This is a genomic window from Ramlibacter sp. MMS24-I3-19 (assembly GCF_050320135.1).
Classification (GTDB): Bacteria; Pseudomonadota; Gammaproteobacteria; order Burkholderiales; family Burkholderiaceae_C; genus Ramlibacter.
The window spans coordinates 3,032,564-3,054,876 of record NZ_CP190017.1; the positions used below are offsets into that span (position 1 = coordinate 3,032,564).

Below are 22,313 nucleotides of genomic sequence, written 5' to 3' on the forward strand. Positions count from 1 at the left end.
CGCGTCTGCCGGTTGGTGCACAGGAGTCTTAACGGCGCTGTCGAGGTGAACTTGAGCGGTGGCCCAAATGAAAAGGCCGGCAAATGCCGGCCCTTTGTCGATGTCCCCGGGTGCTCAGTGGATCGTGCCGCTTCGCTTGCCCTTGCCCGCACGTGCGGGCGGCTCGCACAGGCCGCAGACGAAGGTCGGCATGCCCGGGCCGTACTCGTGGCTGTGCGTGACGAACTGTCCGCCGCAGCGGCTGCAGGGCGTGAGGCACAGCATGTCGCTGTGCACGAACTTCAGCAGGCGCCACGCGCGCGTGATCGACAGCAGCGGGTCCACGTCGACGATGCGCAGTTCCTCGCGATACAGCTCCCAGGCCTTGATCAGGAGGTCGATCGGCGCCAGCGCCACCGACTTGTCCAGGCGCTCGTGGATGTTCAGGAACAGCGAGCTGTGGATGTTCGGCTGCCAGGAGATGAACCAGTCGGTGGAGTAGGGCAGCTGGCCCTTGGACGGGGACTGGCCCGTGACTTCCTTGTGCAGGCGCACCAGGCGCTCGTGCGACAGACCGGTTTCCGCTTCGAGCACCGCCATCCGGGCGCCCAGCTGGATCAGCTGCACGGCGCGCGTGAGCTGCTGGTTCTCGGCGATGAGGCTGCGGGTGGCCATGGTGCTTCCTTCAGGCGGCGGCGCCGGCGCCCGCCATCAGCACGCTGGCATGCAGGCGCGAGGCGGTGGAGTCGAGCGCGCTGGGCGCGTGGCGATCGGTCAGCAGGCCCCACACCATCTCGTCCGGGAAGCGCATCGCGCACAGCAACTGGTTCCGCGATGCCGCGCGCACCAGCTGCTGGGTCGACAGCCCGGTGATCAGGTCGCATACGTCCTCCGGCAGTCCGAGGCGGAAGACCGCCTGCGGCTTGTCGGCGCGGATCATGGCCTGGGCCAGCATCAGGTAGGACAGGTTCAGTTCGCGGATCTCGGAAGAGAGTTGCTCGGTACCCATTTTTGTTTCCGTTGTATGTAGGACGTAACCGTCTGATGGAAGAGAAGTGTGTCTGCGCGGTTACGAAGCTGAATGGGCATTTGGCATTGTTGGGCTTGAGAAATTTACCTACGGATGGGTTCTGGACGGTTGCTGCATGCGGCCCTCAAGTCCGGCGGCGCGCGGGCGAAGACGGTGGGCAACGGGGAACGTCCCCGCCGGGCCGCGACCCGAATCGCGGGTTGCAGATCCGGGCCAGTGGGGCCCATTTCTCGAGGAGCACCGAATGTCTTCCGTGATCAACACCAACATCGCTTCGCTGAACACGCAGCGCAACCTGAGCTCGTCGCAGGCGTCCCTGAACACCAGCATCCAGCGCCTGTCCAGCGGCCTGCGCATCAACAGCGCGAAGGACGACGCCGCCGGCCTGGCGATCGCCGAGCGCATGAACGCGCAAGTGCGCGGCCTGAACGTCGCAGCACGCAACGCCAACGACGGCGTGTCGCTGGCGCAGACGGCCGAAGGCTCGCTGGGCAAGATCGGCGACATGCTGCAGCGCATGCGCGAACTGTCCGTGCAGTCGGCCAACGCCACCAACAGCGCCACCGACCGCACCGCCCTGCAGGCCGAGGTGTCGCAGCTGCGCGATGAAATCGGCCGCGTGGCCGGCAACACCGCCTTCAACGGCACCAAGCTGCTGGACGGCTCGTTCACCGCCGCCAACTTCCAGGTCGGCGCGAACTCCGGCGAGACCATCACGGTCGCCTCCATCACCGATGCGACGACGGCCAAGCTGGGCTCGACGAACTTCGCCAGCACGACGCTGGCCGTGGGCACTGCGACCAATCTCGGCGCGGTGGCAGATGGCGACATCAAGATCCAGGGCGCGACGGGCGCCCCGGTGTCGATCGGTGCGCTGGGCACGGCGACCTCGTCGTCCGAACGCATCGGCCAGATCGCTGCCGCCATCAACAATGTGTCGGGCAAGACCGGCGTCAATGCCTACATCGACTCGAACGGCGCGCTGGCGCTGACCTCGGCCAACAACATCGCGGCGAATGCGATCTCGGTCAGCGGTGGCGTGGCAGCCCTCGCGGACATCGGCCTGACCACCAACGCCGCCGGCACGGCCACGGCCACGGTCGGCATCGACAAGCTCGACATCTCCTCGTTCGCGGGCGCGAGCCTGGCGATCAAGCAGGTCGACAGCGCGCTGGACCAGGTCAACGGCGCACGCGCCAAGCTCGGTGCGCTCCAGAGCCGCTTCGAGAACGCGGTCTCCAACATCCAGATCCAGTCGGAGAACACCACGGCCGCGCGCTCGCGGATCATGGACACCGACTTCGCGTCCGAGACCGCCAACCTCACGCGCTCGCAGATCCTGCAGCAGGCCGGCAACGCGATGCTGTCGCAGGCCAACCAGCTGCCCCAGCAGGTGCTGAGCCTGCTGCGCTGACGCAGCGCGCGGAGCGGGTGACGGCTGGAAATGGCCGGCTCCCCGCCCGCTTCTCCGGGCATCGCCATGGCGCATGGCAGTCCACAGTTCGAGGACCCTGGCATCCGGCCCCTCCGGACGCCATGCGTTCCGGAAGCCGCGGCCGCGGCGCGTCCATTGCGACGCGGCGGGCGATCCGGTTGAAAACCCGTTTTCGATTGGAGCCCGACCATGCCTTCCATCATCAACACGAACATCCCGTCGCTGAACACCCAGCGAAACCTGAACACGTCGCAGGCGTCCCTCGGCACCAGCATCCAGCGGCTGTCCAGCGGCCTGCGGATCAACAGCGCCAAGGACGACGCCGCCGGCCTCGCCATCGCCGAGCGCATGAACGCGCAGGTGCGCGGCCTGAACGTCGCCGCGCGCAATGCCAACGACGGCGTGTCGCTGGCGCAGACCGCCGAAGGCTCGCTGGGCAAGGTTGGCGACATGCTCCAGCGCATCCGCGAACTGTCCGTGCAGTCGGCCAACGCCACCAACAGCGCCACCGACCGCACCGCCCTGCAGGCCGAGGTGTCGCAGCTGCGCGATGAAATCGGCCGCGTGGCCGGCAACACCGCCTTCAACGGCACCAAGCTGCTGGACGGCTCGTTCACCGCCGCCAACTTCCAGGTCGGCGCCAACGCCGGCGAGACCATCACCGTCGCCTCGATCACCGACGCGCGGACTTCGCAGCTGGGCTCGACCACCTTCGCCAGCACGACGCTCGCAGTGGGCACGGCGACCAACCTCGCAGCCGTCGCCGACGGCGACATCAAGATCCAGGGTGCAACCGGTGCGCCGGTCTCGATCGGCCCGCTGGGAACCGCGACGTCGTCGGCGGAGCGCCTGGGCCAGATCGCGGCCGGTGTCAACAACGTGTCCGGCAAGACCGGCATCAATGCCTACGTCGATCCGACCACGGGCGCGCTGACGCTGACCTCGGCCAATTCGATCGCAGCCAACGCCGTGTCGGTGTCGGGCGGCGTCGCGGCCCTGGCGGACATCGGACTGACCACCAACGTCGCCGGCGCCGCAGGCGTCACCGTCGGTATCGACAAGCTCGACATCTCCTCGTTCGCCGGCGCGAGCCTGGCCATCAAGCAGGTCGACAGCGCGCTGGACCAGGTCAACGGGGCGCGTGCCATGCTCGGTGCGCTCCAGAGCCGCTTCGAAAGCGCCGTGTCGAACATCCAGATCGCCGCGGAGAACACCACGGCCGCGCGCTCGCGGATCATGGACACCGACTTCGCGGCCGAGACCGCCAACCTCACGCGCTCGCAGATCCTGCAGCAGGCCGGCAATGCCATGCTGTCGCAGGCCAACCAGCTGCCGCAGCAGGTCCTGAGCCTGCTCAAGGGCTAAGGAGGTTCCACGTTGAGCGTCGAGCGTTCAGCGTGAACACCAGCCTTCGCCCGCTCACCGCTCAACGCTCAACCTCAACGCCCAACCCCACATGGCATCGATCACCAGCACCGGCGTCGGCAGCGGCCTGGATGTCAACTCCATCGTCACCGGCCTCATGTCGGCCGAGAAGCAGCCGCTCACGCTGTTGCAGACGCGCGCCTCGACCGAGCAGATGCAGCTGTCGGCGTTCGGCAAGCTGCAGTCGCAGCTCTCGAGCCTGGGCGACCTGGCCGGCACGCTGGGGCAGGCGACCACCTGGAACCCGATGCTGGCCAGCAGCAGCGACGCCAGTGTCGGCGCGAGTGCGACGCCCGCCGCCGCGGCCGGCACGCACGCGATCGAGGTGCAGCGCCTCGCGCAGGCACAGGTGCTGGCGAGCGGCACGTTCACGTCCTCGTCGGCCACCGTCGGCACGGGCACGCTGAAGCTGGAGCTGGGCACGACAGCGGCCGACGGCACCTTTACGGCACGCACCGACGCGCAGCCGGTGACGGTGACGATCGATGCCGCGCACCAGACCCTCGCGGGCGTGCGCGACGCGATCAACGCCGCCGGTGCCGGTGTCACGGCCAGCATCGTCAACGATGCTGCCGGTTCCCGCCTGGTGCTGCGCACCGCCAGCGGCGCCGATGCCTCGCTGCGGCTGACGGCGACCGACGACGACGGCAACGCCACCGATGCCGGCGGCCTGTCCGCGCTGGCGTACGACCCTGCAGCGGCCGCCGGATCGGGCAGGAATCTCACCCAGACGCAGGCCGCGCAGGATGCGCAGTACACGCTCGACGGGGTCGCGCTCACCAGCCACGGCAACACCGTTGGCAGTGCGCTCGACGGCGTGACGCTCACGCTGTCCAAGGTCACCACCGGCCCGGTCCAGCTGACCTTCTCGCAGCAGACCGCGGGGGTGACCAAGAACGTCAACGACTTCGTCAACGCGTGGAACGGGCTGAACACGCTGCTGCGCCAGCAGACCGTGGCGGACCCGACCGGCCAGAGCAATGGCCCGCTGCAGGGCGACTTCACCGCGCGCCAGGTGCTCACGCAGTTGCGCACCATGCTGCAGGGAAGCGTCACGGGCCTGTCTTCCAGCGGCGTCGACTCGTTGTCGGCGGCGGGCATCTCGCTGCAGCAGGACGGCTCGCTGAAGGTCGACAGCGCCAAGCTGAACCAGGCGATGGCGCAGCCGGGGCAACTGGCGAAACTGTTCGGCCAGCCGCAGTCGGGGGACGATGCGTCCTCGCGCGGGTTCGCGGTGCGCTTCAAGGATTGGGCCAGTGCGCTCACCGGCACCGGCGGGACGCTCACGTCGCGCGTCGACGGGCTGAACCGCGAGATCAAGGACAACCAGTCGCGCCAGGACAAGGAGCAGGCCCGCCTCGACCGCGTCGAGGCGCAGCTGCGCGCGCAGTACCAGCGCCTCGACACGCAGATGAGCACGCTCAACGCCCAGCTGGCGCAGATGAAGTCCAGCCTCGGCCTGACCTGAAGCTGAACGCGGGGGCTCAAGTTCGGCCGCGCAGTGCCGAACCACAGGCCAAGGAAATTCACACACGATGTTCCACAGCCCGCTCTCGCCGGCCGAGCAGTACCGACAGGTGGGCACGGCCACCGCCGTGTCCCAGGCCGACCCGCACCAGCTGGTGATGCTGCTGTTCGACGGCGCGATCGCGGCGGTCCTGCAGGCGCGCCACGCGATCGCCACCGGCGACACCGCCACCAAGATCGCCACCATCGGCAAGGCAATGCGCATCGTCGACGAGGGCCTGAAGGCCTCCCTCGAGAGCCGTGGCGACGCGGCGCTGGAGGAGAACCTGGCGAACCTCTACGACCACATGCTCAACCGGCTGCTGCTGGCCAACGTGCGCGGCGACGATGCCGCGCTGGCGGAAGTCGCCGACCTGCTGGGCCAGCTGCGCAGCGCCTGGGCGGCGATCGCCCCCAAGCCGCCGACCGAGCGGGCCGACCTGCATGCTTGAGGGGATCGCCATGGCCCCGACCGCCAGCCCCTTGCTGCGCCATTACCAGGCGCTGGACGAAGCCAGCGGCGCGATGCTGCGCGCGGCCCAGGCGGGCGACTGGGACAACGTGTGCCGGCTCGAGGGCGCCTGCACGGTGGTGATCGCGCGCCTGCGCGAGCTCGCCCAGCAGCATCCACTCGCGCCGCACGAGCAGCCCGAGCGGCAGCGCATCCTGCGCGCGATCCTGGCGCGCGACGCCGAGATCCGTCGCCTCGCCGATCCGTGGCCGTCCGTGCTCGACCCGACGGGGATGCCACTCGCGCCATCCGCGCCGGTTCTGCACTGATCGGCACGCACATCGGCGTACCATGGCACCACAGCGCGGCCGGGGGCGTCGCGCCAAGGGAGTTCGAACAACGATGAGCGGCCGCAAGCCGTCGCCTGTCCGGCTGGGTACGCCGGCCGCTTGGCTGCTGGCCGGCGGCTATCTCGCGTTCGGCCTGGGCTGGATCCTGTTCTCCGATCGCCTCGGCGCGATCTTCTTCACCACCTCCGATGCGCTGACGAAGTTCCAGACCTGGAAAGGCTTCGGCTTCGTCCTGTTCACCGCCATCGTGCTGTTCCTCGCGGTGGGCGGCCAGGCCGTCTCGCGCCGCCAGGACGCCCAGGGCAGGGATGCGCGGTCCGGGCCCGGCATCGTGTTCCTGCTGTCGATGCTGGTGCTGGCCACCGCCGTGCCGATGGTGGCGCTGCTCGGCTGGGGCATCGTCCGCGAGTCGCAGTCCAACGCCGAGAACGTCGAGCGGCTGATGGCGCGCGTGGCCGACAGCACGGCCACCGGCGTGGCGCTGTTCGTCGACTCGCAGTCGCGTTCGGCCGCGGCGCTCGCGCAGCGGCCGGACGTGCGTCGCCTCGACCCGCACGCCTGCGCCGCGATGCAGGACACGGTGGAGGTGCTGGACTCGGTGCAGGACGTGGCGCTGTTCGACGCCAAGGGCCAGCCGGTCTGCGGCGCCGACTTGCGCGGGGGGCGCACCCCCCTGGCTGCAGACGCTGCTGAAGACGCGCGCGCCGTGCACCGGGCCCGTCGAGCGCGTGGGCGCCGAATGGGCATTTGCCATCGTGCATCCCGTGGTCGACGCGCAAGGCCGGCTGCTGGGTGCGATCGAACTGCGCCACGCCGCGGCTTCGCTCGCGATCCGCCTCGGAGGGCCGCTGCCGGAAGGCAGCGCGGTCACGCTGCTGGACCAGCGACTCGCGATCCTCGCGCGGTCCCCTGGCCACGAGCAGTTCGTGGGCCGCGTGGCACACGATATCCAGCGCGCGCAGGCGCTGCGCGGAGATCGCAGCTTCACCGGCCTCGGCCCCGATGGCGTGCGTCGCCTCTATGCCCCGCGCCGCATCGCGGGCACCGGGTGGACCGTCGCCGTCGGCGTGCCGGTGGACGTGCTCCTGGCACCGGGACGCGACGCGCTCCTGCGTTCGCTGGCCGTGGCGCTCGCGGTGCTGGCCCTGTGCGTCTGGCTGGTGCTGCGCCTGGCCCGCAGCATCACGCAGCCGCTGCTCGCGCTGGAACGGACGGCGGCCGCGGCGGCCGCTGGGGATTTCAGCGGCCGCGCGCCGCAGGGCGGCCCGGCCGAGCTGTCGGCGGTCGCGGCGGGCGTCAACCTCATGATGGAGCGGATGCCGGAGCTGCAGCGCAAGCTGCTCGAGTCGGCCGAGCGGACGGCGCAGCTGGTCGACCGGCTGTCGCGCCACCTGCCGAGCATGATCTTCGTGTACCGCCGCTCGGACGATGGCACCGCCAGCTTCCCCTACACCAGCCACGCGATCACGCAGGTCTTCGAGCTGGATCCGGCCGAGGTGCGCATGGACGCGCAGGCCGCGTTCGACCGCGTGCATCCCGCCGACCAGCTGCGCCTGCAGGAGATCCTCGACAGGTCCGCGCGCGACAAGGCTCCGTTCCAGCACGAGTTTCGCGTCGTGCTGCCGCGACGCGGCGTGCGCCACATCCTGGCGCTCGCGCAGGCCGAGCGCAGGAAAGGCCAGAACGTCTGGTACGGCTCGATGACGGACGTCACCGAGCTGCACACCAGCAAGCAGGCCGTGCTGCTGATGAACGAGACGCTGGAGCACCGCATCGCCGAACGCACGGCGGCACTGGAGGCGGCCAACACCGCGCTGGAGGCCTTCGCCTACTCGGTGGCGCACGACCTGCGCGCGCCGCTGCATTCGATCGAGGGCTTCGGCCAGGGCGTGCTGCACGCGCTCGACCTCCGGGACCCGGACCGTGCCCGCAGCTTCGTCGCCCGCGTGCTGGCGAACACGCAGCGCATGAACCTCCTGATCGACGGCTTCCTGGCGCTGGCCCGCGCGGGCCGCAGCGAGATGGAGGAGGCACCGGTCGACCTGCAGCGGCTGGTGGAGGAGGTGCTGGCGGAGCTGCCGCGCTCGGGCGCCGCACGCGTGGAAGTGGGGCCGCTGCCGCGCGTGATCGCCGAGGCCGCGAGCCTGCGCCAGGTCTGGGAGAACCTGCTGTCCAACGCCTTCAAATACAGCAGCGGCACCGCCGAGCCGCTGGTGCGCGTCGAATGGACGCCGTGCGGCCAGGAGGCGCAGTTCACCGTGACCGACAACGGCGCGGGCTTCGATCCCGACTACGCGGACAAGCTGTTCCAGCCGTTCTCGCGGCTGCACAAGCCGCACGAGTTCGAGGGCAACGGGGTCGGCCTGGCGGTGGTGCGGCGCATCGTCGAGCGGCATGGCGGCCGCGTGTGGGCCGAGTCGCGGCCGGGCGAGGGCGCGCGCTTCGGCTTCGCGCTGCCGGCCGAGCGCGTGCTGGCCCGGGTCGAGACGCTGCCGGCCTGAGCCGGTCGGGGCCTCAGACCTGCATGTTCATGATGTCGCTGTAGGCCGAGACCAGGCGATTGCGCACGTGCAGCGCGGACTGGAAGCCGATCTGCGCCTTCTGCATCGCCACCATGGCCTGTTCCAGCGGCACGGTGCCCGGATCGGCCTGGAAGCCGGCGGCCAGCTGGGCCGCTTCCTGCTGCGAGCCGCTGACGGACTTCAGCGCCTGGTCCAGGGCGTTCGTGAACGACGGAGCCTGGGCGGCCGCTGCCGCCTGCGGGGCGCGGGCCTGCTGCGCGGCATTGCGGCGCAGCGCATCGAGCAGCGGCGTGGGCAGTCCGGAGGAGATCGGCGGCAGGGACATGGCAGGGCGTGAAGCGGGAAGGGTCCGGCGACTGTAGGGCTGCGGGCGCCGGAACTTGAGCGCGAACAAAGGCGGGAAACAGCCGCATTTCGCGCTCAAGTCCGGCCACGAGGCGGCGAAGAATCGCGGCCCAAGGACTCCCGCCCATGGACACGCGACTTCCCACCGCTCCCACCGCCGCAGCACCGGCCCCGATGCAGCGCCTGCTGGCGCTGCCCGCGCGCAGCAAGGTCGCGCTCGGCGCCGCCACGCTGGCGCTCACGGCCCTGATCGTCTGGGGCGTGCAGGCCGGCAGCCAGCCGGACTGGCGCATCCTCTACGCGAGCCTCCCCGACAAGGACGGCGGCGCCGTGATCGCCGCGCTCGCGCAGATGAACGTGCCGCACAAGTTCGGCGAGGGCGGCACCACGATCCTGGTGCCGGCCGACCAGGTGCACGAGGCGCGGCTGAAGCTGGCGTCGCAGGGCCTGCCGCGCGGCGGCACGGTCGGCTTCGAACTGATGGAGAACCAGAAGTTCGGCACCACGCAGTTCCAGGAGCGCCTGAATTTCCAGCGCGGGCTGGAAGGCGAGCTCGCGCGTTCGATCATGGCGCTGTCGGCGGTGCAGTCGGCGCGCGTGCATCTCGCGCTGCCCAGCCAGACGGCCTTCCTGCGCGAGCAGCAGAAGCCCTCGGCGTCGGTGCTGCTCACCCTGTACGGCGGACGCACGCTCGATCGTGGCCAGGTGGCCGGCATCGTGCACCTGGTGGCATCCAGCGTGCCGGACCTGCAGACCAAGGCGGTGAGCGTGGTCGACCAGAGCGGCACGCTGCTGTCGTCCAGCGACGGCAACATCGCCGGCCTGGACGCGCCGCAGCTGCAGTACGTGCGCCAGGCCGAGCAGGGCCTGCAGCAGCGCATCGTCGCCATCCTCGAGCCGATGGTGGGCGTGGGCAACGTGCGCGCGCAGGTCACGGCCGACATCGATTTCTCGCAGAGCGAATCCACCGCCGAGACCTACGGCCCGAACCAGGGCGGCGCGCCGGCGTCGGTGCGCAGCCAGCACCTGTCGGAGTCGCCGAACGGCGTGGCCAATGGCCCCGGTGGCGCGCCGGGTGCGCTGTCCAACCAGCCGCCCGCCACGCCGACCTCGCCGGTCAACGGCGCGCCCGGCGCGATCCAGCCCGCCGCCGCGGTCAGCGGTCCCGGCGCCACCAAGCGCGACGCCGTCACCAACTACGAAGTCGACCGCACGGTGAAGGTCGTGCGCAATGCAACGGGCAACGTGCGGCGCCTCTCGGCCGCGGTGATCGTCAACCACCTCGCCGTCGTCGGCGCGGATGGCAAGCCGGGCAAGGCCATGCCGCTGCCGCCGGCGCAGATGGAGCAGGTGAACGCGCTGGTGCGCGAGGCGATCGGCTTCAGCAAGGACCGTGGCGACTCGGTCCAGGTGGTCAACGCGCCGTTCAGCGCGCCGGCCGATGCGGCGGCGGCGGAACTGCCGTTGTGGCGCCAGCCCGAGATGCAGCTGCTGGCACGCAGCCTCGCGCCCTGGATCGCGCTGCCGCTGCTGGCGCTGGTCGTCATCGCCGGCCTGGTGCGGCCCGCGCTGCGCACCGCGCGCCAGCCCGCGCCTCGCCTGTCGGCCACCGTGCAGGACGCGATCGAGCTCGGCACGCCGGCGGCCGGCGGCGGCGCCCTGCCCAAGGTGCAGGTCGCGGCCGACCCCGACGCGCCGCCACTGCTGCCCACCGCGCAGGCCGCCAAGCAGCAGGCGCGTTCGCAGCAGCTGGATGGCATCCGGCAACTCGCGAAGCAGGACCCCGCCACCGTGGCGAACGTCGTGCGCAACTGGGCCAGCCAGCCCTCCTGATCCATCCACAGTCCCATGGCCACCGCAACCGAAGACGAAGGCGTCCAGTCCAGCGCAATCCTGCTGCTGGCGCTGGGCGAGGACTGCGCCGCCGAGGTGTTCAAGCACCTCTCGCCCAAGGAGGTGCAGCGCATCGGCGAGAAGATGGCGCGCCTCACCACCGTCGCCGACACGCAGTTCGACGACGTGCTGGCGCGCTTCGAGCGCACCGTGGATTCGCAGCGCTCGCTGGTGAGCGACACCGGCGCCTACGTGAGCAACGTGCTGCGGCGCGCGCTGGGCGAGGACAAGGCCGGCCTGCTGATCGACCGCATCGTGCAGGGCCGCGACGTGAGCGGCATCGAGAGCCTGAAGTGGATGGACCCGGCGGCGATCGCCGAGCTCATTCGCAACGAGCACCCGCAGATCATCGCCACCATCCTCGTGCACCTCGACCGCGACCATGCCTCCGGCGTGCTCGCATGCTTCGACGAGCGCACGCGAAACGACGTGATGCTGCGCATCGCGACGCTGGACGGCATCCAGCCGAACGCGCTGAAGGAACTGAACGACGTGCTGTCCAAGGTGCTGGCCGGCGGCGACCGCGTGCGCAAGGCGCCGCTGGGCGGCCCCAAGACGGCGGCGGAAATCCTGAACTTCATGGGCTCGGGCTCGGATGTTTCCGTGCTCGAGTCGATCCGCGAGGGCGACGCCGAACTGGCCACGAGGATCGAGGAACAGATGTTCACCTTCAGCGACCTGCTGAAGCTGGACAACCGCGCCATGCAGCGCCTGCTGCGCGACGTCGCGGGTGACCAGCTGGTGCTGGCGCTCAAGGGCGCCGACCCGGAGATGCGCGAGAAGGTGTTCTCCAACATGAGTTCGCGCGCCGCCGATTCGCTGCGCGAGGACCTGGACAGCAAGGGGCCGGTGCGCATGTCGGACGTCGATGCCGAGCAGAAGGCGATCCTGAAGATCGCGCGCCGCCTGGCCGACGACGGCGAGATCATGCTGGGAGGCGGCGGTGACGAATCCTTCGTCTGAGGCCGTCGCGTCCGCGCCGGCGCCCAGCCGCATCATCGCCGCCGAGGCGCTGGGCGGCTTCGTGCGCCCGGTCGACCTGGACGAACTGACCGGTGCGCAGCCGGTGCAGCGGCGGCTGTCGTCACGCGACCTGTCCAACGAGACCGCGCGCGCGGCCTATGCGCTGGGCCACCGGCGCGGCTACGAGCAGGGCGCGCGCGCCGGCCTGCAGCAAGGCTACGAACAGGGCTCGCAGGCGCTGGAGGCGCACCAGTCGCGCACCGCGGCCGACCTGGCCGCGCAGATGCAACGCGTGCTGGACGGCTTCACGCGCGACCTCGCTGCGCTGGAGGCGCAGGTCGCCAGCGACGTGGTGACGCTGGCCGTCGACATCGCGCGGCAGGTGCTGCGGCGCGAACTGTCGGTCGACGAGACAGCGCTCCTGCCCGCCGCCCGCGAAGCGCTGCGAGCGCTGGGCGAGGGCGCTTCCGCGCTGGAGATCCACCTGAACCCGCAGGATGCTTCGCGCCTGGCGCCGCACCTGGACGCGGTGCAGTCGGGCACCTGCCGCGTCGTCCCCGACGAGGACCTCCCACGCGGCGGCTGCCGCGTCGAGGGCGACACCGGCATCGCGGAGGCCGGCTTCGAGGCACGCTGGCAAGCCGTCATGGCGCGCCTGGGCCGCGACGAGGAGCCGGGGCCATGAAGGCGGGAGCGGACAGCCGAACGCGAAAGACGCGGAAGAACGCAAAAGACGCAAAAGACGCAAAAGGAATGATCAAATTTTCCTGGCTTCTTTCGCGTCCTTTGCGCGGTTTTGCGTCTTTTGCGTTCGGCTGTTCAAGGAGCCTCGCATGACGCTCGCCACCCGTTTGTGCCACCACCTCCAGGCGCACCGCGGCCTCATCGCCGGTGACGTGCCGCTGCGTGCGAGCGGGCGGCTGGTGCGGGTCTCGGGCCTGGTGATGGAGGCCACGGGCTTGCGGTTGCCGCTGGGCAGCGTGTGCCGCGTGCGCGATGGCGTGCACATGACCGAGGCCGAAGTGGTCGGCTTCGCGAAGGGCCGGCTGCATCTCATGCCCACGGGCGACATCCAGGGCCTGTCGCCCGGCGCGAGCGTCGAGCCGATCGAGTACCCGTTCGAGGGCGTGCACTACGGCACCCCGGTCGCGCCGGCGCCGCCGCATGCGAGCCACCTGCGGCGCCTGCCGATGGGCGAGAGCCTGCTGGGCCGCGTGGTCGATCCATCCGGCGCGCCGCTGGACCACCTCGGGCCCCTGCTGCGCGCACGCGCGGCGCCGCTGGCCCGCGAGCCGATCAACGCCATGGACCGCGATCCGGTGCGCGAGCCGCTGGATGTCGGCGTGCGCGCGATCAACTCACTGCTGACCGTGGGACGCGGACAACGTCTCGGCCTGTTCGCCGGCTCCGGCGTCGGCAAGTCGGTGCTGCTCGGCATGATGGCCCGCTACACGCAGGCCGACGTGATCGTCGTCGGGCTCGTCGGCGAGCGGGGCCGCGAAGTCAAGGAATTCGTCGAGGACATCCTCGGCGTCGAAGGCCGCCGCCGCTCGGTGGTGGTCGCCGCGCCGGCCGACCTGCCGCCGCTGATGCGCATGCAGGGCGCGGCGTATGCCACCGCGCTCGCCGAGCATTTCCGCGACCGCGGCCAGCACGTGCTGCTGCTGATGGACTCGCTCACCCGCTATGCGATGGCGCACCGCGAGATGGCGCTGGCCCTGGGCGAGCCGCCCGCGACGAAGGGGTATCCGCCGTCGGTGTTCGCCAAGCTCCCCGGCCTGGTCGAGCGCACCGGCAACGGCCTGAACGGCTGCGGCTCGATCACGGCCTTCTATACCGTGCTCGCGGAGGGCGACGACCAGCAGGACCCGATCGCCGACAACGCGCGCGCGATCCTCGACGGCCACATCGTGCTGTCGCGCGCGATCGCCGAGCAGGGCCACTATCCCGCCATCGACGTCGAGCAGTCGATCTCGCGCGTGATGCACAACGTGACCGACCCGGCGCAGCTGCGGCTGGCCCGCGCGCTCAAGGCGCTGGTCGCCGCGTACCAGCGCAATCGCGACCTGCTGGCGGTCGGCGCCTACGTGCCCGGTGGCGATCCGCAGGCCGACCTGGCCATCCGGCTGTGGCCGCAGATCTCGGCGTTCCTGCAGCAGGACATGCATGCCGGTGCAGGACTCGCGGAGAGCCGCGCGGCGCTGGCCGTGCTGCTCGGGCAGGCGGGAGCCGCGGCATGAGGCACGTGCTGCCCCTGCTGATCGAGCGCGCGCAGGCCGCGCGCGACCGCCAGGTGCAGGTGCTGCGCCACGCGCAGCAGTCCGCGGCGCAGGCCCATACGACGCTGGATCGCCTGGGGGCGTTCCGCGGCGAGTGCCTCTCGCGCTCGGCCGCGGCGCAGCTGGGCGCCACCGACGGCGCGTCGCTGGCTGGCTACCAGCGCTTCGTGGGCCGCCTGGACGATGCCATCGGCATGCAGGCGCAGGAGGCAAAGCTGCGCGACGCCCAGGCCGCGGAGCAGCAGCGCCGGCTGCTGGAGCAGCAGCGGCGCGTCCTTGCCTTTGAATCCCTCGCGCGCCGCGACGCGCTGCAGCGGTCGCGCCGCGAGCAGCGCAGCGAGCGGCTCGCTGCCGACGAATTCGCCGCCCGGACACCGCCACGGGCCAGGACCCCTTGCCATGAGCACCACCGCTTCCGTCTCCGCCAGCCACGCCGCCGCCAAGTCTTCCGCCGCCTCTGCCCACGCGACCGGCGCGAAAGGAGCTTCGGGGAAGGGCGCCGATGCATTCGCTGCCGTGTTGCAGGCGCTCGGGGCCGCCGAAGGTGGCGAGCTGCAGGCCGCCACGCCCGCCACGACGGATGTCGCGCTCCCCGCCGCAGCGGACGACTCGACCACAACGCCGGTTGCGGCCGATGCCACGACGGCAACGCCGCCTGCGGCCATGACGCCGCTGCCCGATCTCGCTGCCGCCATGCAGGCGCAGGCGCCGAACCTGCCTGCCGCGATGCTGGCGATGGCCGGTGCGCATGCGCTGCGCGAAGGCGCGGCGCAGGGCAAGCACGCTGCCGCCACGAAGGAAGAAGACGACGCGCTCTCCGCGCCCGCCGCTGGCACTTCCGCTGCAGCGGGTGCGACGACGCCGCATGGGATGCGCGCTGCCAAGGCCGATCCCGGCGCCGTTCCCGTGGATCCCGCGCCGGTGCAAGGTCCGGCGGCCTCCAGCATGCCGGCAGCGAAGGCGGAGCTGGCTGCGAAGACGGCGGTGAGCACCGAAGCAGCCCCCGTCTCGTCGCGCGCCGCCCACGAACTCGCGCCGGCGCTGCTGGCCGGCGCGCATGCGCCCCATGTCCAGGACGCGCCGCAAAGCGCGCCCGCCATGCCCGTCCACCAGGCCGCACTGCCTTCGCACCCGCTGGACGCCGCCTTCGCGGGCGACCTGGCCGCCGAAGTGCAGGTGATGGCCGGTGCGGGCCTGCAGCGCGCCGAGCTTCAGCTGCATCCGGCCGACCTCGGCCCGGTGCGCATCGAGCTGGCGATCACCGCGCAGACCGCCGACCTGCAGTTCCATGCAGCGAATGCGACCACGCGCGAGGGCCTGGAGAACGCGCTGCCCCAGTTGCGCGAGGCGCTGGCCGCTTCGGGCCTGCAGCTGGGCCAGGCCAGCGTGGGGTCCGGCGCGCAGCCGCAGGCCGATGCGAATGCATGGCGCGACCAGCAGGCGAGGGCGCAGCAGTCGGCCAACGCGCAGGGCCGCGGACCTGCCGGTGGTGGCGCCACCGGCCCGGCGGTCACGACCGTGGCGGTGCGCCGCAACCGCGGACTGCTGGACCTGTACGCCTGAGGGCTCAAGTCCTTCGCATCGCCGCCGATAACGGCGTCCCATCCCGCGCTTTTCCGGCCTTGGGATCGGTGGTGCGGTTCCGACAATGCCTTCCATTGCTGGAGCCCCGATGTCCGACGCCAAAGACCAAACCGCACCGAAGAAGAGCTCGAAGAAGCTGGTCGTGATCGTGCTCGCCACCTTGCTGCTCGCCGGCGGCGGTGGCGGCTACTGGTGGTTCAGCCACCGTGGCGGGGAGGGCGACGACGAGGAAGCGGTCGCCCAGGCCGCCGCCAGGAAGAAGCACGGCAAGCCGCTCTTCACCACGCTGGAGCCGTTCACGGTCAACCTGCAGGACCCGCGGGGCGAGCGCTTTGCGCAGGTCGGCGTCACGTTGCAGTTCTCCGACGCGCACGTGGAGGAAACCATCAAGGACCACCTGCCGGCGATCCGCAACGAGGTGCTGATGCTGATCTCGTCCAAGCAGATCGAGGAGCTGATCACCGTCGACGGCAAGAAGCAGCTGGCCGAGCAGATCCGCACGCGCGCCGCGCTCGCGATGGGCGTCGAGCTGCCCAAGGAGGCCGAGGCTCCCGAGCCCGCGCCGAAGAAGGTGGCCAAGGACGAAGAGCAGGCGGACGACGAGGCCGAGGACGAACCCAAGCCGAAGAAGAAAAAGAAGAAGAAGGCCAAGGCCGCGGTCGAGAACCCGATCGAGCAGGTCCTGTTCTCCCAGTTCATCGTGCAGTAAGGCGGGCGCCATGTCGCAGCAAGCCCTGTCCCAGGAAGAGATCGATGCGCTGCTGGCCGGTGTCAACGGCGAGGAAGCCGACGCGCCGGCCGACGATGCCGCCGATGCTGGCGGCGTGCGCACCTACGACCTGTCGTCGCAGGAGCGCATCGTGCGCGGGCGCATGCCCACGCTGGAGATCGTCAACGAGCGCTTCGCGCGCAATTTCCGCATCGGCATCTTCAACTTCATGCGCCGCAACCCGGAGATCGCGGTCGGCCCCGTGAAGGTGCAGAAGTTCGGCGCCTTCCTGCGCAACGTGGTGGTCCCCACCAACATCAACGTGATGCACGTGCGCCCGCTGCGCGGCTCGGGCCTGCTGATCTGTGATCCGACGCTGGTGTTCGCCGTCATCGACAACCTGTTCGGCGGCGCCGGCCACCGGCCCGCGCGCATCGAGGGCCGCGAGTTCTCGGCCACCGAGCAGCGCATCATCCTGCGCCTCGTGGAGGTGATCGCGACCGAGTACGCCAAGAGCTGGGCCAACATCTATCCGCTGGAGCTGGAGTACGCACGCTCGGAGATGCACACCCAGTTCGCCAACATCGCCACGCCTTCGGAGATCGTGGTGACCACGACCTTCCACGTGGAGATCGGCGACACCGGCGGCGCGCTGCACATCTGCATCCCGTATTCGACCTTCGAGCCGATCCGCGAGATCCTCTACTCCAACCTGCAGGGCGAGCAGGGCGGCCCCGACCGGCGCTGGGTCACGCTGATGACGCAGCAGATCAAGTCGGCCACAGTCGAACTCGCCGCCGAACTGGCGCATTGCCAGGCCACCATCGGCGAGCTGATGCAGCTGAAGGTCGGCGACTTCATCGAGCTGGACCGCCGTCCCACGCTCACCGCCAAGGTCGACGGCGTGCCGGTGTTCGAGTGCGACTACGGCACCACCGGCCCGCAGTACGGCCTGCGCATCCGCGAATTCCTCACCCAGGCGCCCGTCGCTCCCGACGCGCCGCCGCGTCCCTGATCGGATCCGTCCATGAACGCACCCACCACCACCGCCGCGCCCGGCCAGGAAGCGATGGCCGACGACTGGGCCGCCGCGCTCGCCGAGGCCGATGCCACCGCGCAGCCGCCGGCCAACGCTGCCGCCAGCGCGGCGGCCGCCGCCGTGTTTCCCCGCCTCGGAGGCGACGGCGTCGCCGCCGCGCAGCGCGACGACATCGACCTGGTGCTCGACATCCCGGTGCAGCTCACCGTGGAACTGGGCCGCACCCGCATCCCCATCAAGCACATCCTGCAGCTGGCGCAGGGTTCGGTGATCGAGCTCGATGCATTGGCCGGCGAACCGATGGACGTGTTGGTCAACGGCTTCCTGATCGCGCAGGGCGAGGTCGTGGTCGTGAACGACAAGTTCGGCATCCGCCTGACGGACATCGTCACGCCGTCCGAGCGCATGCGGCGGCTCTCGCGCTGAAAGCGGCCGATGCTCTCGACCGCCTGGTCCCTGCTGATGCTGCTCGTGGTGCTGGCGGCGATCCCGCTGGCGCTGTGGGCCGTCAAGCGCCTGCAGACCCTGCAGCCCGGCCGCGGCCCACGGCCGCTGGCCGTCGCCGCGCAACTGCCGCTGGGCGCGCGCGAGCGCGTCGTGCTGGTGCGCGTCCAGGAGCGGCTGCTGGTGCTGGGCGTCACCGCGCAGCAGATCACGCTGCTCGGCGAAGCCGACCCGGCCGCCATGCCGCCCGCCCCGGCCGCGCCGGACTTCGGTTCGCTGCTCAAACAGGCTCTGGGGAAGAAGTGATGGCCGTCGAACAGCCGAACGCAAAAGACGCAGAACAAGCGCAAAAGACGCAAAAGAAGAGCAAGGAATCGATGGAATCGTTTTGCGTCTTTCGCGGTCCTTTTGCGTCTTTCGCGTTCCGGATGTTCCTGCGGCGCTGGATGCCAGCCTTGGCCCTTTTCCTGGGCACCACGGCCGCCTTCGCGCAGCAGACCCCCTTCGGGTTCACCGCCCAGACGAGCGGCAACACCACGACCTACTCGCTGCCGGTGCAGACGCTGCTGGTCTTTGGCGCGCTGTCGTTCCTGCCGGCGGTGCTGCTGCTGATGACCAGCTTCACGCGGCTGATCATCGTGCTGGGCCTCCTGCGCCAGGCGCTGGGCCTGCAGTCGTCGCCGCCGAACCAGGTGCTGGTCGGCCTCTCGCTGTTCCTGACCTTCTTCATCATGGGTCCCACGCTGCAGAAGGTCTATGACGAGGCCTACAAGCCGTACAGCGAGCAGAAGATGACCTTCGAGGAGGCCGTCGCCAAGGGCAGCGACCCGTTGCGCGCCTTCATGCTCAAACAGACCCGCGAGGCCGATCTCGCGCTCTTCGCCCGCATCGGCCAGCAGCCCGCCGGCACCAAGGCCACCGAGCTGCCGCTGCGCATCGTGGTGCCGGCCTTCGTCACCAGCGAGCTGAAGACCGCGTTCCAGATCGGCTTCCTGGTCTTCATCCCCTTCCTCGTGATCGACCTGGTCGTGGCGAGCGTGCTCATGTCGATGGGCATGATGATGCTGTCGCCGGTGCTGGTCGCGCTTCCGTTCAAGCTGATGCTGTTCGTGCTCGCGGACGGCTGGAACCTGCTGGTCGGCTCGCTCGTGGCGAGCTTCGGAGCACCCTGATGACCCCCGAATCCGTCCTCGCCTACGGCCGCACGGCCCTCGAGATGCTGGTCATCGTCTGCGCGCCCGTGCTGCTGGTCGCGCTGGCGGTGGGCCTCGCGGTCAGCCTGCTGCAGGCCGTGACCCAGATCAACGAATCGACGCTGTCCTTCCTGCCCAAGCTGCTGGCCGTGCTGGCCACGCTGGCGATCGCGGGCCCGTGGATGCTGGCGCAGCTGACCGACTGGCTGCGGCAGGTGCTGCTGTCGATTCCGAGCGCTGTTGGATGATGCGCGACACACGGTGTCGCTTCGTCCGCGTTGCGGTGGGTCCACGCCTTCGCGGGGATGACGGCGCGTGCGTTGCGCATGGGTCCCCGCCTTCGCGGGGATGACAGCACCATGGTCACGTTCTCCCAGCTGCAACTGGACGCCTGGCTCGCCGGGCTGCTGCTGCCGTTCATCCGCGTGCTGGCGCTGTTCTCCTCCGCGCCGTTGCTGTCGCACAAGGGCTTCCCGATCCGGGCGCGCGTCGCGTCGGCAGGGGCGATCTCCGTCGTCGTCGCGCCTTTCGCCGGCGTGCCCGCAGGCGCGTCGCTCGCGACGATGGCGGGCCTGGGCCTCGTCGCGCAGCAGGTCGCGGTGGGCCTGTGCATCGGTTTCGCCGCGCGCCTGCTGTTCGCGCTGTTCGAGATCGCGGGCGAGTTCATCGGCCTGCAGATGGGGTTCTCGTTCGCCGGCTTCTTCGACCCGCATGGCGGCACGCAATCGGCCGTCGGGAGCTGGCTGAACACGCTGGCGCTGCTGCTGTTCGTCGCCATGAACGGGCACCTGCTGCTGGTGGAAGCGGTCACGGCGAGCTTCCGCGTGCTGCCGATCACCGGCGACCCGCTGGCGGCCATCGCGCTGCTGCGGCCGGACCGCCTGGGCGCGGACATGTTCCGGCTCGCGCTGTCGCTGGCCCTGCCGTCCACGCTGCTGCTGCTGTTCGTCAACCTCGCGCTGGGCTTCGTCTCGCGCGTGGCGCCGCAGCTGTCGATCTTCTCGGTCGGTTTCCCGATCACCCTGCTCGCCGGCCTGGGCTCCCTGCTGCTGGTGCTGCCGCAGGTACAGCCGGCCGTGATGGAGGCGCTGCAGGCGTTTCTCGGGCCGCTGGGCTGAGCGATCCAGGCACGTCGGCGTGCAGCCGCTGCGCGCAGACCATGTCGTCCACCACGCCGACCAGGTTGCGCCACCGTTCGCGGTCCTCGATCGGGCCATCCACGAGCCACGACACGCCCCACGGCGTCGCGAGCCGCTGTGCCAGCACGGCGCGGTGGCCGCGCAGGCGCTCGACGAACGCCGGATCGTCGAACAGGCCGCCGTGCAGCAGCGGCGCCGCCGACGCGAGCTCGATCGCTCGCAGCAATCCGCTCCAGGCCATTCCGTGCACGAGTGCCGCGAGGTACGTGTCGCCGGGGTCCAGCCCGACGCCGCCGGCGAGGCTGGCTGCCAGCAGGGCGCAGCGTTCCGTGTCCTCCCAGATGGTCGGCGCCGCCCGCAGCTGCAGGCCGCCGTCGTCGCCGGACAGCAGGGGACGCAGCAGGGCCCGCGCGACCACCTGCTGCAGGCCGACGCGCCCGAGCAGGTCGACGGCATGGCCGATGGATGCCTTGCTGACGCTGCGGTACGCATACAGCACGGACCGCGTCACGCGCAGCAGCTCGGCCGTGAGCAGCGTGTCGTGTTCGACCAGCCGCACGACCTCGCTTCGCGCGTAGTCGCTGCTGCGCAGCGCTTGCACGAGCCGGGGCACCACGCCCGGTGCGCGCCGCAGCAGCCGTTCGCAAGGCGCGGACGGGGCCAGTGCGGCATCGAGCGCGGCGAGCACGTGGTGGGCGGATTGCGGTGGCTCCGCGCCACGTGACGGGCGCACCGCGAGCAGTTGCACGAGGTAGCGGCCCCAATCGTCCTGGTGGTCCGGCGCCGGCGAGACAGGATCCGGCGCGACACGTTCCGGCGCAAGGTCGGGCACGGTCTCTGGCCAGGACGGCGCGGGTGGCGCGGCGCGCCACCCGCGGGGCCAGAGGCGGCGCAAGACCAGCATGGACGTTGGCGGTGGCAGGCACTTGCCGGCAGCGAGGCGGCGCGGCCGGCAGGCTAGCGATGCAGCGCGGTCGCTCCCGACAGTGCGACGATGCGCTGGGCCATCGCACCGAGCGGCAGCACCTCGCTGGCCGCGCCGGCGGCGATCGCCTCGCGCGGCATGCCGAACACGACGCAGCTGGCCTCGTCCTGCACCAGGTTGTAGGCGCCGCGGTCGCGCATCTCGCGCATCGCGCTCGCGCCGTCGGCGCCCATGCCGGTGAGCATCACGCCCAGGGCGTGGCTGCCGGCCCAGCGCGCGACCGACCGGAACAGCACGTCGACCGACGGCTTGTGCCGGTTGACGGGCTCGCCGTCGCCGACGCGGCAGACGTAGCCGCCCAGCGCGCTGCGCTCGATCGACAGGTGGCGTCCGCCGGGCGCGATGTACGCGTGGCCGCGCAGGATGCGTTCGCCGTCGGCGGCCTCGCGCACGTACAGCGCGGTGAGCTGTTCGAGGCGGGCCGCGAAGCTCACCGTGAAGCCCGCCGGCATGTGCTGCGTGATGACGATGCCCGGCAGCGTCGGCGGCAGCGCGGTGAGGATCTCGCGGATCGCCTCGGTGCCGCCGGTGGACGCGCCGATCGCGATCAGGCGGTCGCCCGGCGCGCCGGCCATGGCCGGTTGCGCCTTGGCACGCAGCTGGGCCGGCGCCTCGACGGCGACGGTGCGCCGCGCGATGCGGGCGCGCGCCGCCGCGCGCAGCTTGCCGGTGATCTCGCGCGCCAGCTCGTCGAGGCCGGCCCTGACGTCCAGCGTCGGCTTGGCGACGAAGTCCACCGCGCCGAGCTCCAGCGCGCGCAACGTGGTCTGCGCGCCGCGCTCGGTCAGCGTGGAGATCATCACGACCGGCATCGGGCGCAGCTTCATGATGCGCTCGAGGAACGCGAGGCCGTCCATGCGCGGCATCTCGACGTCGAGCGTGATGACGTCGGGGTCGAGCTCGCGGATCTTCTCGCGCGCCTCGTACGGGTCGGCGGCCTGGCCGATCACCTGCATGTCGCCGCTGCGGTTGATGATTTCGGTGAGCACGCCGCGCACCAGCGCGGAATCGTCCACCACCACGACGCGGATCATGCGTGCCT

The 22,313-nt window shown here is 70.7% G+C and carries 24 protein-coding genes and 1 pseudogene; 19 read left to right on the top strand and 6 right to left on the bottom strand.

The window, feature by feature from the left end; translation table 11 throughout:
• Positions 1-114: 114 nt before the first annotated feature.
• The gene (gene flhC, locus ACPWT1_RS15120) at positions 115-654 is read right to left on the bottom strand and encodes a flagellar transcriptional regulator FlhC (RefSeq protein ID WP_427911976.1); all 540 of its coding nucleotides are present in this window, start codon (positions 652-654) and stop codon (positions 115-117) included.
• Positions 655-664: 10 nt separating this feature from the next.
• The gene (gene flhD / locus ACPWT1_RS15125; RefSeq protein ID WP_427911977.1) at positions 665-988 is read right to left on the bottom strand and encodes a flagellar transcriptional regulator FlhD; all 324 of its coding nucleotides are present in this window, start codon (positions 986-988) and stop codon (positions 665-667) included.
• A 265-nt stretch (positions 989-1,253) separates the two neighbouring features.
• Here flhD and ACPWT1_RS15130 point away from each other — a divergent pair, with 265 nt between their 5' ends.
• The 5 genes from ACPWT1_RS15130 (at position 1,254) to ACPWT1_RS15150 (ending at position 6,155) form a co-directional block, all read left to right on the top strand.
• Entirely contained in the window at positions 1,254-2,423 is a 1,170-nt protein-coding gene (locus ACPWT1_RS15130) for a flagellin (protein WP_427911978.1), read from the top strand.
• Positions 2,424-2,633: 210 nt separating this feature from the next.
• A complete protein-coding gene (locus ACPWT1_RS15135) occupies positions 2,634-3,809 on the top strand; it encodes a flagellin (protein WP_427911979.1) in 1,176 nt (391 codons plus the stop codon).
• Positions 3,810-3,900: 91 nt separating this feature from the next.
• Positions 3,901-5,337: a flagellar filament capping protein FliD gene (fliD, locus tag ACPWT1_RS15140; protein WP_427911980.1), complete on the top strand. Its 1,437-nt coding sequence runs from the start codon at positions 3,901-3,903 to the stop codon at positions 5,335-5,337.
• A gap of 67 nt (positions 5,338-5,404) precedes the next feature.
• Positions 5,405-5,827, top strand: a complete 423-nt coding sequence (fliS, locus tag ACPWT1_RS15145; RefSeq protein ID WP_427911981.1) for a flagellar export chaperone FliS — start codon at positions 5,405-5,407, stop codon at positions 5,825-5,827.
• Between the two features lie 10 nt (positions 5,828-5,837).
• Positions 5,838-6,155, top strand: a complete 318-nt coding sequence (locus ACPWT1_RS15150; protein WP_427911982.1) for a flagellar protein FliT — start codon at positions 5,838-5,840, stop codon at positions 6,153-6,155.
• 138 nt (positions 6,156-6,293) lie between these two features.
• On the opposite strand, the gene ACPWT1_RS15155 is transcribed toward ACPWT1_RS15150, so the two are convergent.
• The gene (locus ACPWT1_RS15155; RefSeq protein ID WP_427911983.1) at positions 6,294-6,845 is read right to left on the bottom strand and encodes a hypothetical protein; all 552 of its coding nucleotides are present in this window, start codon (positions 6,843-6,845) and stop codon (positions 6,294-6,296) included.
• Positions 6,846-6,904: 59 nt separating this feature from the next.
• Between ACPWT1_RS15155 and ACPWT1_RS15160 the strand changes: the two genes are divergently transcribed.
• Complete coding sequence (locus tag ACPWT1_RS15160) at positions 6,905-8,677, top strand: sensor histidine kinase (protein WP_427911984.1); 1,773 nt, start codon at positions 6,905-6,907, stop codon at positions 8,675-8,677.
• 13 nt (positions 8,678-8,690) lie between these two features.
• Here ACPWT1_RS15160 and fliE read toward each other — a convergent pair whose 3' ends face one another.
• Positions 8,691-9,023 carry a flagellar hook-basal body complex protein FliE gene (gene fliE, locus ACPWT1_RS15165; RefSeq protein ID WP_427911985.1) on the bottom strand — a complete coding sequence of 111 codons (333 nt, stop codon included), beginning with the start codon at positions 9,021-9,023 and terminating at the stop codon, positions 8,691-8,693.
• Between the two features lie 146 nt (positions 9,024-9,169).
• Between fliE and fliF the strand changes: the two genes are divergently transcribed.
• From fliF to fliR, 13 genes and pseudogenes are all read left to right on the top strand, one after another.
• A complete protein-coding gene (gene fliF / locus ACPWT1_RS15170) occupies positions 9,170-10,876 on the top strand; it encodes a flagellar basal-body MS-ring/collar protein FliF (RefSeq protein ID WP_427911986.1) in 1,707 nt (568 codons plus the stop codon).
• 15 nt (positions 10,877-10,891) lie between these two features.
• Positions 10,892-11,899, top strand: coding sequence for a flagellar motor switch protein FliG (fliG, locus tag ACPWT1_RS15175; RefSeq protein WP_427911987.1), 1,008 nt, complete (start codon positions 10,892-10,894; stop codon positions 11,897-11,899).
• Positions 11,880-12,584 (top strand): FliH/SctL family protein, encoded by a 705-nt coding sequence (locus ACPWT1_RS15180; protein WP_427911988.1) that lies wholly within the window; start codon positions 11,880-11,882, stop codon positions 12,582-12,584. Before fliG ends, ACPWT1_RS15180 begins: the two co-directional genes overlap by 20 nt.
• Positions 12,585-12,732: 148 nt before the next feature.
• Complete coding sequence (gene fliI / locus ACPWT1_RS15185; RefSeq protein ID WP_427911989.1) at positions 12,733-14,139, top strand: flagellar protein export ATPase FliI; 1,407 nt, start codon at positions 12,733-12,735, stop codon at positions 14,137-14,139.
• Positions 14,136-14,540, top strand: a pseudogene (gene fliJ, locus ACPWT1_RS15190) (flagellar export protein FliJ); the annotation flags it as partial. The gene fliI and the pseudogene fliJ, both read left to right, overlap by 4 nt.
• 37 nt (positions 14,541-14,577) lie before the next feature.
• Positions 14,578-15,741, top strand: a complete 1,164-nt coding sequence (locus ACPWT1_RS15195; RefSeq protein ID WP_427911990.1) for a flagellar hook-length control protein FliK — start codon at positions 14,578-14,580, stop codon at positions 15,739-15,741.
• A gap of 109 nt (positions 15,742-15,850) precedes the next feature.
• Positions 15,851-16,471, top strand: coding sequence for a flagellar basal body-associated FliL family protein (locus ACPWT1_RS15200; RefSeq protein WP_427911991.1), 621 nt, complete (start codon positions 15,851-15,853; stop codon positions 16,469-16,471).
• A gap of 10 nt (positions 16,472-16,481) precedes the next feature.
• On the top strand, positions 16,482-17,486 hold the full coding sequence (gene fliM / locus ACPWT1_RS15205; protein ID WP_427911992.1) for a flagellar motor switch protein FliM: 1,005 nt from the start codon (positions 16,482-16,484) through the stop codon (positions 17,484-17,486).
• A 12-nt stretch (positions 17,487-17,498) separates the two neighbouring features.
• Entirely contained in the window at positions 17,499-17,936 is a 438-nt protein-coding gene (gene fliN, locus ACPWT1_RS15210) for a flagellar motor switch protein FliN (RefSeq protein ID WP_427911993.1), read from the top strand.
• A 9-nt stretch (positions 17,937-17,945) separates the two neighbouring features.
• On the top strand, positions 17,946-18,260 hold the full coding sequence (gene fliO, locus ACPWT1_RS15215) for a flagellar biosynthetic protein FliO (RefSeq protein WP_427911994.1): 315 nt from the start codon (positions 17,946-17,948) through the stop codon (positions 18,258-18,260).
• A 140-nt stretch (positions 18,261-18,400) separates the two neighbouring features.
• A complete protein-coding gene (gene fliP, locus ACPWT1_RS15220; RefSeq protein ID WP_427911995.1) occupies positions 18,401-19,126 on the top strand; it encodes a flagellar type III secretion system pore protein FliP in 726 nt (241 codons plus the stop codon).
• Positions 19,126-19,395 carry a flagellar biosynthesis protein FliQ gene (gene fliQ, locus ACPWT1_RS15225; protein ID WP_427911996.1) on the top strand — a complete coding sequence of 90 codons (270 nt, stop codon included), beginning with the start codon at positions 19,126-19,128 and terminating at the stop codon, positions 19,393-19,395. Before fliP ends, fliQ begins: the two co-directional genes overlap by 1 nt.
• Positions 19,396-19,506: 111 nt before the next feature.
• Positions 19,507-20,265 carry a flagellar biosynthetic protein FliR gene (fliR, locus tag ACPWT1_RS15230; protein ID WP_427911997.1) on the top strand — a complete coding sequence of 253 codons (759 nt, stop codon included), beginning with the start codon at positions 19,507-19,509 and terminating at the stop codon, positions 20,263-20,265.
• On the opposite strand, the gene ACPWT1_RS15235 is transcribed toward fliR, so the two are convergent.
• Both ACPWT1_RS15235 and ACPWT1_RS15240 read right to left on the bottom strand, forming a co-directional pair.
• Positions 20,165-21,118 (bottom strand): HDOD domain-containing protein, encoded by a 954-nt coding sequence (locus ACPWT1_RS15235; protein WP_427911998.1) that lies wholly within the window; start codon positions 21,116-21,118, stop codon positions 20,165-20,167. The genes fliR and ACPWT1_RS15235 overlap by 101 nt on opposite strands.
• A 125-nt stretch (positions 21,119-21,243) precedes the next feature.
• A complete protein-coding gene (locus ACPWT1_RS15240) occupies positions 21,244-22,305 on the bottom strand; it encodes a protein-glutamate methylesterase/protein-glutamine glutaminase (protein WP_427911999.1) in 1,062 nt (353 codons plus the stop codon).
• Between the last annotated feature and the right edge of the window lie 8 nt (positions 22,306-22,313).